The organism is Flagellimonas marinaquae, assembly GCF_003992675.1.
GTDB classification, from domain to species: Bacteria; Bacteroidota; Bacteroidia; order Flavobacteriales; family Flavobacteriaceae; genus Flagellimonas; species Flagellimonas marinaquae.
Genome location: NZ_RZMZ01000014.1, coordinates 10,064 through 24,125 on the forward strand (window position 1 = coordinate 10,064; position 14,062 = coordinate 24,125).

Annotated in this window: 2 protein-coding genes; both read right to left on the bottom strand. The window is 45.8% G+C overall.

Annotation, left to right across the window (positions count from 1 at the left end; translation table 11 throughout):
- On the bottom strand, window positions 1-10,997 hold a 10,997-nt coding region (locus EO130_RS07575), incomplete at its 3' end, for a YDG domain-containing protein (protein WP_164732899.1).
- 280 nt (window positions 10,998-11,277) lie between these two features.
- Window positions 11,278-13,164 carry a tetratricopeptide repeat protein gene (locus tag EO130_RS07580; RefSeq protein WP_127140922.1) on the bottom strand — a complete coding sequence of 629 codons (1,887 nt, stop codon included), beginning with the start codon at window positions 13,162-13,164 and terminating at the stop codon, window positions 11,278-11,280.
- Between the last annotated feature and the right edge of the window lie 898 nt (window positions 13,165-14,062).

Here is a 14,062-nt window from a genome sequence, read left to right on the forward strand (position 1 = left end):
GTGCCGTCGTAGGTCTTGTTGTCTCCAGTTAGACCGGTAATGGTTAACGTTGCCGCTGTAATGTTCGCGCTCAACGTCGGCTGGGTCAGTGTATAGTTCCCCGAATCCGCTCCCGTAAGGGTATAACCCGTAGTGGTAATGCTGATGCCGTCTGCTACGTTTGCATCCGCGAAGGTAAAGACGGGTGTGCCCCCTAAGGTTACCGCATCCGATCCGATTACACCGTTTAGACTCTCAGAGCCCTCTCCTGTGACCGTAGCATCCGTGGTGCCGTCGTAGGTCTTGTTATTACCCGTTATACCTGTAATAGTAAGTTCTTTGGCAGTAATATCAAAAGTAACATCCTGAGTGCCAATATACGTGCCGGCTCCGGTAATGGTAATGGTAGCCGTACCTACATCAGTGTTGTCTGCATAGCTTAACGTATAATCCGTGCCTTCCACTAAGGTATTTGAATCATCATCCGAAATAACAACAGAAGGCTCAATAACCGAGCCGGTGTACGTCTGGTCTGCTACAGCTTCTACACTAAATCCGGCTAGAGATTCCCCGCTAATGGTAAAGGTAACCTGCTTAGAACCGCTGTAACTTCCAGTAAGTGTTATGGTTACCGTGGCCGTACCCTGATCTGTGTTGTTGCTGTAAGATAACGTGTAATCGGTACCTTCGGTTAAGGTTGTTGCACCGTCCTTTACCACCACCGATGGCTCAATGGCAGAACCCGTATAGGTCTGATCGGCTATTGAATCTACCGTTAGCGTCTCAGTTGCCGAAAACGTAAGCGGGGAATTGGTTAGTCCGGTAGCCGTGGCAGTAATGGTTTCGGGATTCGCTCCTCCACCCAGATTCCAGCGGCCAAGGCCTGCCCTTCCCGTGGCATCCGTTTCTACCGTAACTGACGTTAAATCAGATCCATCAGTAACGGCCAATTGGAAGAAATTCTTAGCGGCAGGAATTATACTCCAAGTACTTCCGCCATCGGCAGAACTAAGGGTCTCTTCATAAACATAGCCTTCAAAACCCTGTGGATTACGTTCCGGGGTATCTGAGGTATTGGACCATTTAACCGAGCTTGCTCCCGATCCTTGAACAATCATGGCATAACTGGTGTTGGCAGAAAGAGTAAGATCGGAAGACAGTAAAAATTCTTCCCACATTCCATGTCCGGTCAAATTAACTGTTTGTACCCCTGTGGTTGCCAATTCCGTATTCGGCAACCCGGCCGAAAGATCGTAGAATGAAACCGCGACATCTACATCGTAAGGGTAACTTGAACCATCTGCTGTAAAGCGCAAGGCTATGGATCGCACATCCAAATCTTCCGAGCCGGTAGTAAAAACAATGCCCTTCCAATCCAAGGCATTAATAGTGCTACCCCCTGGCGCCAGATTATCCGATACATTTGCCAGTACCACCTTATTAAAGGTTCCTCCTCCGTCTCCGATTTCAAAAGTTACTTCCTGACCGGCATAAGGATAACCAAATGAGTCGGTGACAAAAACCGTTGGGGCCGGAATAACAGTAGAGCCCAAGAATGGGGCAGTATAATCTCCTGCTATTTTATTGATTTCCTGCGGTACGCTATTCATCCGGTACAATGCGTAAGCATTATTACTGCTTAAAACCGGAGAGAACGTAGTGGTAGTTTCATCTACCTGAGTTCTAACATTGGTATTACCTCCTACTAAAGTTGTAAGCCCGGTACTGTTTGCATCTGAACCGCTAAACAATTTCGCAATACCTCCGCTTCCTGTTGTAAGTGTAGGACTGCCGGAAACCACAATATCGCCGCCTGTTGTAGTTCCTGCAGCGGTATTTTTACCGGCATTGAGAATTATAGCATCTGTAGAAGTATCATCTGTTAATATGGATTGCGAGAGGGTAATATCGCCATCCAAGGTTTCAATTAGCACCGGTCCTGTTGCAAATATTCCGGTAGGATTCACTGTGCCAATTTCCAATCCGTCCGCGGCATCTACAAAGCTTAAGCTTCCAAGCTTTGCAGCACTTTCACCTCCCGCAAGGGTTACTACGTTATTGCCGGTATTGGTAAGTGTAAATGTACCCACACCGTGCAGTCCAAGACCATCAGCAGTTAAGGCTGCGGTTTGCGTAACGGTACCGGTGGCATGAAGATTAATATCGCTAAGCGTTGGCTCGGCAGCTCCATCTGTTGCGCTCACTGCGGCATTTAATGCCAGATTACCACCGTAAATACGAATTGGTCCGGCAACATTTAAAGAAGAACCAATGGTGAGATTTTTTGTATTTGTGGCCTTACCAAGGGTAAAACCACTTAAACTATTCCCAAAATTCCAGTTGTTATCAAAAACTAAATTGCCATCTGTCCCGGCAAGATTTAAAACGGTAAAGGCATCATCTACAGGTTCAATCACCAATTCACCTGTAGTTTGGAATGACATAGTCCCCGATGTAGCGGCCGCAAGGGTTTGTTTTATACTATTTCCTTGAATTAAAATATCTCCGGAATAGGGATTAGACCCATCGTAACCTATTTTTATCTGATCGGCAGCATTGCCAGCATTGAACTCAATCGCAACTTGGTTAGCTCCTTCAACTCCTCTATTCACTCCTTTAAGTACGATTGCACCAGATTGTGAGGTTATGGCAATTTTTGAATCTACATCATTAGAATTTATTCTCAATCCTACATTAACCCGAGTTTCGCCTGAACGCCCGGCTGTACCATTTAAAGTTATATTCCCACTTGTACTACTTATCTGAATATCATCTCCTGAATTCCCTGTAGTTTGTAATCTGATACCGTCTTTGTATTGATTACGTGCAATTGAGTTTTGAGTATTTCCCGTAATGGAAATATCACCGGAAGTACTCAATATGGTAACATCACCATTTACTACACGCCCAGGACTTGATCCAATCCAAACGGCAGATGCATAATCCAAATCAGAATTTGGAAGCGTACCGACCATGGTAACTGATCCGGCTGCGGAGTTAATAATAGCTCCTGAATGTATCAATAAACCAGTAAGATAGTCTGCGGCCGCATTTAAGGTCCCGGTAAAAAGTCCCACACCTTCCAGTGAAATATCGCCACCGGAACTTATAATTTGAGAACCATCGATTGTTAATCCGCCAGCATAGAAATTGCCAGGTATACTGAAATATTGATCTCCGTATCCATAGATAGAAATATTACCTCCTGAGGTTTGAATACTTGCATTCTGATCTAAACTTACACCATAACTACTGCCATCACTTACCGCATATCCGGCGCCAACTGTGATGGGTGAACCTGATGTGTAAGGTGTCCAGGAGGTAGTACCGCTTCCGTTCGTAAGGTAAGAGCCACCAATCCAGACACCTCCACCATTGGTGGTAATAGTTGAACTTAATTTTACATTTCCATCCCCACTACCATCGGTATCTGCCCAAATAACTAGACTTCCTCCAGCAGTAGTAATTGATGCTGAGGATACTACAGTGATATTACTTAATGCCTTTAAAACTATATTACTGCCCGTACCTCCTAAAGAAATATCCAGATTATTGTTAACCGAAATGGCATTTCCATTCAAATTTAAAGATCCCAATATCCCAATTGCCCCACCTACGGTAATGGTTCCCGAAGCCTCCAATGTTAGAGAAGCCGAATCGGTTGAATAACTGATTCCGTCCTGAACCGTAATGGCAGAGGCCGCTATACTTAAGTTATCCAGTTCCATCTTAGCTGTAACGTCCGCAACACTTATAATTACGGCTTCTGAAGAAATGGGCCGAATCACATTGTTGCGATACACCCACGTGGTGTTCTCGGCATCCCCGCCACTGGCAGCAATGGTTAAACCACCCAAGGTGGAAAGATTTATAATATTCGGAGTAACCGTTACCGTACTGCTTGCCGTACCGGAACCGTTACTGTTTACCGCTCTAATCTGGATGGAATATTCTGTACCGTTGGTGAGACCGGTAATCGATACAGGAGAGGTTGTTACGGCCGGATCGAATGCCGTCCAAGTGTCGCCGCCATCTAACGTATATTCGTAATTCGTAATGGGGTTTTCATTGTCCACTACCTCGGTAAAGCTAATAAACACTTCGCCATCCAAAGCTGCTGCCGAAACATTTCCCGGCGCTTCTGGGCCGCCCTGGGCCCTATAAATTGCGTAGGCATTATCGGCAACCAGTCCTTCACCGGACAGGTCCGAAGTTTCATCAAAACCAACCTTGATATTTGAACTCCCTACCAAATCGGATAATCCGTTACTACCCGACTCCGAACCGCTAAACAACTTCACAATACCGCCGGAACCCATAGTGATTGTTGGTGTTCCGGAGACCTTAATGTCACCTCCGGTGGAAGTCCCAACGTCGGTACTTTTACCCGCATTGAGGATAATCGCATCGGTAGATCCATCTTCGGCAGACAGATTTTCGGACAAGGTAATATCGCCATCCAAGGTCTCGATCAAAATCGGACCGGTGGAATAAATACCATCCGGATTAACCGAACCAATTTCCAATCCACCGCTGGCATCCACATAGCTAAGGCTTCCCAGTTTGTCCGTATTATCACCTCCCGCTATGGTGACTACATTATTACTGGTATTGGTAAGTGTAAATGTACCCGCACCGTGCAAGCCAAGACCATTGGCGGTTAAGGCCGCGGTTTGCGTAACCGCACCGCTGGCGTGGAGGTTGATGTCTGAACTGGTTGCGGTAAGGGCGGCATTAAAAGCAAGATTGCCGCCATATACAGAGATTGGCCCATTGACCGTAAAATCTGCTGTGCTCTGTGTAAATGTCGCCGTATTGCCCTCTTTTCCAATGGTTAGGCCGGTCATGGTTTGGCTGTTCTGATTCCAATTGAAAACGTTAGTGTTAACAGATTGACCAAAAGAATCCGAAAACGGCTCCCAAAGCACCTCACCGGTTACAGCGATATTGGGGCGCCCTGACCAGCTATAGGTATTAAATCGAACCGTTAAATCGCCAGCAACAATATCATTGTATTGCCCTGAGCGGCTACCCAACCAGACGTTTGAAGGATTGGCAATGTCTAACCTACCACCCGCGTTGCCTGTACCCGGAGCGCCTATCAGGGTAATAGGGCCTCCATTAGTCACCAGATCTGTTGCATCTCGTATTACAACTGCCGAGTTATTACCTAAACCTTCTAAGGTAATACCACCACCTTGTCCGGTAGCGACGATCTTGAGCGGTCGTGATGGGTTAACACCATCGTTGCCACCAAAATCGAGGCCGATATTGAAGCTTGGGGAAGTCGTGTTTTGTTTACCGATGATGGTAATGGCATCACTACCTTCATAGGCCGAATAGATTTCGGTTTGCCTGTGAGTTACAAAACCTTGTTTGTATGAATTTACATTATCTTGCACACGGCTGACACCTTCCAGGTAAACTTTTCCGGCACCTGCATCGATGTTCACGGTTCCACTCCAAAAACCAAGACCCCATGCACCTAAACCGGCTGATACAGCGCCACTCCAACTTTGACCACGCATCGTAACGTCACCTCCACCAGACTGAGCCGTAAAACCACGATCAATACGGATACCTTCTGCTCTTGAAGAAGAAAAACCAGAAGCGTATCCGCTACCCGTCATATCCCCACCGCCAAAGGTGATGTTTCCACCGCCTGTTAGGCCTGTACTTTTTACGCCTTCTACTATAGCCCTAGTATCAATGGCCAAGGTGAAGGTAGATTCTGAAGAGCGAATGGTTCCGGCTCCGTTTCCATCGCTGTCTGACGCAAACAAGACATCCCCCCCATTGGTGCTGATGGTTTTAGAGCGGGTGGTGCTCAATATAGAACCTGATGCGATGATGTTGATATCTGCTCCGGCCCCTGTGGAAGTGAGGTTGTGTTTCAAGTAAATGTCTGCACCATAAACAGCTATCAGCCCCGCAATGGAAAATTCCGGGTTAACATCTGTATCCGTTGTGTTGGAATAAGTATAATCCGTATCACCTGAAACTCCGGTTCCCAAATAATTACCGAAAACCAAACCGGTTACATTGGCAATGTCATTGATGACAATTCCGTTTAAATCCTCCGTACCCGTAAAATTTCCAGCAGACGTGGAGCCACTAATCGTCAAATTGCTTAGGTTATAGTCACGGCCGCTTAAGGGGGCAAATGATAATATCCCTGTTGAGGTAATATTTATTCTGTAAGTTGTTCCTGTGAAGAAACTGCTAAACTCTGACAAGAGGGCAACATCACCGCTGCCTGTATTAAGAGTACGATTGGCGGAAACAGCCGCTATATCTGAGTGAGTACCCGATGTACTTCTGGCAGCCAGCAATACATCCCCGCCATCTGTCGTGATATCACCGATGAGCTCAATTGCATGCCCGCTACGAATGGTGCTGCCATCGCCAACGGTTAAGCCATTCCATGTTGCCGTGCCGGCTGCCGCAACACTACCCCCCATCCAGACGTGTCCGCCGTTGGTGATAATATTGGCAGCTCGGATATATCCTGCAGTACTCCCTTCGGCACTCGACCAAAGCACTACGCTACCCCCGTTGGTGGTGATGGTTGTACCGCTGTTAGCGGCAATATGGTCTAGGGTTTTTAAGGTCAGTGTATTGGCGGTCGTACTGGTAATATCTGCCTCGATGGAAACGGTCTTGGCTTCGATGCGCAAATCCCCGCTGGCTAGGTAAGCCTCTACATCAGCCGCATTTACATTGGCCGGTGAGCCAATCGTGCTCAATACTCCATTGGAAAATGCCCAGGTGGAATTCAGTGCATCACCCCCGGAAGCCACAATGATCAGATCACCCGCGCCTGGCTCCACGCGATAAATCGCATAGGTATTATCCCCTGCCAAGGCCGGTGTGATGGAAGACGTCTCATCAAAGCCTGTTCGTGTCTCATCGGCAAGCGCGGAGAGTCCGGTACTGGAGCCTTCCACCCCACTAAATAGTTTGGCTATACCTCCACTTCCATAGCTAAGGGTTGGACTGCCACTTACGAGAATATTACCCCCAGTAGTCGTGCCTGCTGCGGAGGCACGACCTGCATTGACAATAATCGCATCGGTAGAACCAGACGTTGTGTTTAAGTCCTCTGATAAGGTAATGTCCCCATTTTCCGTTTCAATCAAGATGGTACCGGAAGAGAAAATCCCATTCGGATTGACGGAACCGATTTCCAGGGCATCCGCATCGCGATAGGCTATATTACCCAAACGAGCGCCAGCAATGCCACCGGCTAGGGTCGCAATGTTGTTGGCTGCGTTTTGCAGGGTGAATGTACCAGTACCATGCAAGCCCAGGCCATTGGATGTAAGAGCAGCACTTTGTGTCACCGCGCCGCTAGCGTGAAGGTTGATGTCTGCACCGGTAGCGGTAAGGGCATTATTCAGCGCCAGATTAGCGCCGTATAGGGTAATAGGGCCGGCGGTGGTTATATCAGAATCTATTGTAACGTCTGATGTGTTTGTTGATTTTCCCAATCGAAGGGAAGATGTATTGGCATTCAGGTCAAACAAGCGGTAAGTAAAGGAACTCCTAAAGGATGCGGATTCTGATTCAAAAACCACTGCTCCAGAAGTAAGTGCTTGACGGTTGGTACCCGAGCTTGGTATCCAGAAAACATCGCCAATGAATGTAATGGAACCGGATTGATTGGTGGCATGACCAAAAACACTCTCCCCATCAAACGCGATAGATTCGGAGCTTGAGGTAATCGAACCCGAAACTTCATGAGCTTTACCGTCCAAGGTAATTGATCCGGCCCCTGAAGAAATATTCACTTTGTTGGTACTGATGCCATCGTTTCGTGATGAAGAACCGGTTCCAGCACCAACGCCGGTAATGGTAATATCTCCACCTGTGGTGGTAATCGATGCCGTTGTGGTGCTACCACCAAGATCAACCCCATGATTATCAGTTCCAGAGCTGGCTCCCCCAACCCCGCTGATGGTAATCGTTCCGCTAGTTGTTGAGAGTTCCACCCCGTCAGAGATCTTCACACCCTTCTGCGAACCGGTATTGTTATCTCCCCCTCTGCCAGAAATGTTGATGTTCCCTGAATTGGCTTCCAAACGAACATTATCTGCTATGAGCACGCCTGAACCATCAAAAGAAAATTGAGATCCTCTATCCGCATCAATTAGGATGTCCCCTGAAGTGGCTGTGATATTACTATTAACGGTAGCACGACTACCATAGCCTGAAAAACTGATTGCATTCAGGTCTCCATTGATAGCAAGACTGCCTCCGTATAGGGTAATGGGGCCGGCGATGGTTTGGGCGGTTGAAACGGTTATGTTTGCTGTGTTGCCTTCCTTGCCTAAACGCAAACCCGTTAAACCACTGGCTACATTGAAATTGTTGATGGGCCAGGACAAGGCATTGGTAAAGCTATTACTGTAAGGTTCTAACACCAATGCACCTGTTGTGCCCAGCCCAATGCCATGGGTCGCCTGGAAATTTAAGCCATTGAATTGAATAGTAATATTACCCGATGCCGCAGTAGCCACAGGCGTGATGCCCTGTACAGGTGTGGCATCTTTTCGATTGCCGAGATATAAGTTCTGATTAGCGATGTACAACACATCACTTGAGCTGATGCTGATATCACCCGTATTACTTAGAATCTGGAGCGTACTGTTGGGATCTTCGTTACCCAGCCAGATACTATTGGAGGCGCCATTTGATCGGGAATTGATCGTGATATTCCCATCGGAAGCACCCGTGGTCTGAATCAGGGAAGCTGCGGACCCTGCATTGAAACCCACCCCGAAACCGGAGAAATTAATGGTGGATTCTCCATCAATAACGATGGCATCCGTTGCGGTGCTGGCAGAGGTAATGGCTACGTTTCCATCATCGAACCAAACCGCATGGTCACTGTTGCTCAATCCTTTGATATTGATGGTACCCGTGCCCGAGTTGATTACGAATCCATTATCGGTTTCTACACCAAAACCTCTTAACCCACCATTAAAACTACCGGCCACGCCACTGGGGTTGGAGTGACCGCGAATGATTACATCGCCGTTACCGGAGAGGAGCTGCACGTTGTTATTGAAATCTACCGCACTCCAGTTAGCCCCTCCGCGGTAGGCATAACCATCCGGAATGCCATCATTGGCTGTGCCGCCATTGCTACCATCATCAAGCCCACCAGCGAGTACAATCTTACCCCCATTGGAGGTCAGTATATTTGTACCTCTTAACGCGATTTCATTGTTCGCACTTCCGCTGTTACGATTGGCCGCGTTTGCCCAAAGAATGATATCACCGCCGGCGGTGGTGAGATTGGTATTGACATCCATAATCACCCAGCCTTCGTCAAATCCGGTTCCAGGACCATTGCCTTTCAGGCGAATCGCTGCACCCGAAGCGGAAGTTTCCAGACTTTGCTTCACATATACAGCATCTCCATACACCGAGATTGGTCCTGCCAAAGTAAATGCAGCATCAATGGTCATATTCTTGATATTACCATCCACATAAGGCGAATCACCTGCTTCTCCGGTGCCGCTATACGTGCCCAATTCCCAGCCACCAATACTGGCAAAATTAGGAATCTGTACACCTGCGAGAGCACTGCTTCCGGTGAAGGTGCCGCTACTGAAGCTTCCGCTGTAAGTGAATGCGGGATTGCGTCCTGTCCAAAAACTACCGCCACTAATCGGTGCCACCGAAATTTTTCCGGTGGTCTCAAGGATCATAACAAAAGTACCATTGGTCTGAAGTACTTCACTCAATGGCATCAGGGTAATATCCCCATTGCCGGTAGTAATCGTTCTGTTGGCATTCTCTGCGGCTACATCACCGTAACTAGTTACACCACTTTCACCTGCAATCAACACATCTCCCCCGGTACTCGGGTTGGCGGTAACCCTAGTGTCGATATTCCCTCTCAAGGCCGCCGCCGGGAAGGCTGATGAGGCAGCATAGCCCGCACCAACAGTAAGACCATTCCAAGTGCGTGTACCGGCAGTCTCCCAATCACCGCCCATAAACACATGTCCGCCATTAGTGATCAGGGTACCGGAACGAATGTAAGATTGGTCATTCGCGCCTGACCAGTAGATGACATTGCCACCGTTGGTCGTCGTTGTGCTCGTTCCTGACTGATCAATATGAGTGGTGGAACGAACGAGGAAATCCCCGTCAGTGGTGACATCAGCCGTAATACCAATTGCTGATCCGTAAACTGATACGGATCCTGCAACTGTTAATGAAGTATTAATGTTGATGAGTGCGGTATTACCCGATTTACCCAGCGTGACTCCACTCAAACCATTCCCGTCCTGATCAATCCGCAAATAGGTTGTTTCCAATGTCCCACCAAATGCTGCATCACTTGGCTCGATAATGAAGCTTCCTGTTCCGTTGATGTAGGGTTTTTCTGCGTCGGCAGCTATTGACCAATAAAACGTCTCTCCCCGAATGATGATATTCCCTGCGCCCGGATCAATTGTTAAATAATCCAGATCCAGCTGTCCACTACCATTGGCATCACTGTCTGCATGTATGGTAATATTTCCCCCTGCACTGCTGATATTCCGCCGCGTAGTACCGATTGTGCCAAAATCGCCAAGTATGCTGAGGGTGATGTCAGATGCCGTGGCGGTTGAAAGATTAATGCCATCGTTTAGGGAAAACGTCCCAACGTTAACTATGATATCCCCTCTGGTTGAAACCGCAGCATTCAGCGTAGCAGCCCCCGTGTTTCCCACTGCTCCGATTGTTAAATCGCCCGATCCTGATCCTACCGAGATAGCTTCACTAACCGTCACCCCAAAATTGCCGGTATTGCCCTCAATAAGCAGATTACCCGAGGCCAAAGCCGTTTCAATCACCGAAGCCTGAATATTGACTGTACCGGTTACCGTAAGGGTAGTACCTGTAATGCTCCAATTGGTACCGGACGTACCTGTTTCCCCGGAGGAGGAAACTGTAAGGGTTTGGGCTGTTAAACTTCCAACCAATGCAAAAAAAGAAATCAAAAGGAACCTAACCTTCATGTGCGCTTATTTTAGGACGCAAAATTTCTTATTAAATCTTAATGCAATCTGTTGGAGCCCCCCACAAATATCCCACACATGTGAGATTTTCGACCCATAAAAACCCCACAAAAGTGGTAGACGACATGTATTAATATTTATCTATCAAGACATTAGAAGCGAAGAGTAGAGCTGTAAAACCATAAAATGATGACACCTCTTTTTAAAATGGAAAACTTCAACTTTCCCATCCAATTTTAGGTTATTTTACTGTAGTGGCTAAAAAGAAAATACAATCACCCTACAATCTCAACAAGAATTGCTGCAAATTATCATCAGAGCTCAAATTGAGTTTTTTACGGATTAAAATTCGCGTATTCTCGACCGTTCCCAAACTTTTCCCTGTGAGCCGGGCAATATCTTTAGTGGTCATGTTTAGCCGGATAAAAGCGCATACCTTGAGCTCATTTGGCGTGAGATCCGGTGCCAGATCCAATATTTTTTGATTGAACGACTCATATACTCCCGTAAAACGCTGTTCAAATTCTTCCAAAAAATTATAATCCTTACCGGAATTCAATTTATAGGTTAGACCAGAGAATTGTTTTCTGAATTTTTCAGGCAACTGATTGAGGATTACTTCCAAATCTCCCAATATATCGTCTTTGGTATTTTTTACAGTAAGATTATTTAATGACTCTGATAGCAATTCCCTGGACTTACCTTCCAATTCAAACTGCAATTGCAGCCTTTCCTTATGAAGCTTTTCCCGCTCCCGACTGCGCTGTCGATATTTAGCGAAAAACACCAGGGTCATCAGTAATAAAACTGCAGTAAGCACAAAGGCTATGCGGTATTTCCTCTTTACCTCATTCTCCAGTTCCAGTTTGTATTGATCGGATAACCTTTGCGCCGTTTCTCGCTCTGTTGCCAATTCCCACTCCGATACGGCACTCCTGCTAATATCGCCCTGGTGTGCCTCCTTAAGTCTGATATACTCCCTAAAATTTCGGTCTGCACTTGCTATATCGCCCAAACCGTCGTAAATCTTATAACGCAATTCTAAAAAACCTATGCTTAAATAGGTAAGGTTAACGTCTTTCACCTGTGCATAAGTTTGTTCCAATTCCTGTAAGGCATCCTGAAACCGACCTTGAGAATAATAAACCTCGGCGCGATTAATCCGATTAATGATAAGCCCAATATCTATTCCGTAAACATTACAGATAGAATCGGATTTCGCAATATTTTCAAGAGCATCCCTAAATTTTCCTTGCTTGCGTTTGAGATTCCCGTAATTGGCATAGGCCGGAGCCAAAATATCGACTCTTTTGGTTTTCAATCCAAATCCAATGGCCCGGTTAAATATCATCTCGGCCCTTTCTAAATTTCCCGATTTCGATTCGATAACACCCAACAAATTCATGCTCCTTTCCGAAATACCATCGAGCCCAACGAGTTCGACAGCCTTATCGGCATGATATTTTGCCTTTTCATCGAAATCAAAATCATTATACATCGAGGCAATATTTAAATGCAAAACATATCGGTTGTAAAGATTCTCCTCCGGGGCATAATTTAAAGCCTTTTTGTAATTGACAACCGACTCGAATAACTTGCCTTCCAGATTAGCCCTTACCGCTTTTCCATTAAAATAGGTCATGATAACAAACGGCTCACTCTCCGAGTCCAGATGCGATTCCATTTCATCCAGGTAAATGGACAACGAATCGATTGTTTGAAAGAAAACATATCGATTTACCAAAATGGCATTGGCCACATCCATTGAAGATTTATAGGCATTTTGCTCGGCATTACGCGTGAAGTGTGCCAAGGAAAAACCGGCATCATTCAAATCCAACACCAGCGTGCGACGATTTAGCCTGCGCAAAACATCAGGGTCCGGTAAATGATCTGCATCCTTAAGTTTATTGATTTTTTCCAGAAACCAGGATTCTAAGTCTCCAAGGTTTTCATAATCTCCTTCTATAACTCTTAGCAGATACCTCCATTTTGACTCCAAATCGATTCCGGAAAACTCGCTGTCCGCAATTACGGGGTCAAATTTTGCTGACGGGGTAGGCTCCAAATTGTCTGCCGTATCGGAATTACAGGAGAACAAAATGGAAAAGAATAAAAAAAAGATTAAAAATCCCCTTAACTGTTTATTATGAATAAAAAGTGGCATAGAAAAATAGTTACTCAAATTAAACCTAAAATCCCAAACAAAAGTTTCAAAACATACATTGCTTACTCAAGGTATCAAAAATAAAAACTGAAAACACGGACCGCAAAAGACATTATTTACCTAATCAGTAAATTCTACACGCTATTAATTCATGAAAGATTTGAAATTTGACATAAATAAACCTGTTGATAGAAAAAAGTCTTTTATCGTCAGATGAATTTGAACAAATTGAAAACACAGGAAAAAGTGTCCCACGCTCTCCGAATAAAATTGAGCACCCTCGAATCAAAATCAAAAACTTGTCTTTGATATTACTACAACCGTATTTTGAATGGCTCCAATGTTTATGGATATTACCATCAAACTTGTTCAGGGTCAAATTCAAGACCTGTAGGATTGTGCCTCTCCTATCCTAGAAAATACTTTTCCTTTAATCCGGTTAAAAAGCAAGTTAGGTTCCTCCAAGTGCTTCAATTCAAATAGGGACTCGGGCCAATAGCCAATCAAATTGTTTACCGGTAGCACGAGTTTGGGCACGTAGCACCCTTTCAGGGCTATACCACGCCACCCGGATAAAGGTGTTTTAAACCCCAAAGTGGTTATCCAAAGTTTCCCGATGGGGGCTTTGTGGAATTCCATCAAAAAAGGACGATCTTTCTCAACGACATGAGCTGTAGCAGCTCGCATGATAAGGAACAATATCATACTGGCAATAAAACAGTCAACCATTTTAGTAATTTTAGGTAAAATTATGTTCAGTATCCTTTGGTAATCTCCTTCATTCAACAAACGGGGGAATACCGGAATAAATGTGTATTTTCTTAGTGGTTCGTTTTCCAGGAACCTATTCTTTTCCTTGAGGGTATTGACCATTAAGCAACAAATGGCTGAATCTATA

Bases quoted from the DNA above. Each gene is read 5' to 3' on its own strand.
- EO130_RS07580 (WP_127140922.1), bottom strand. From the start codon at position 13,164: ATGCCACTTTTTATTCATAATAAACAGTTAAGGGGATTTTTAATCTTT.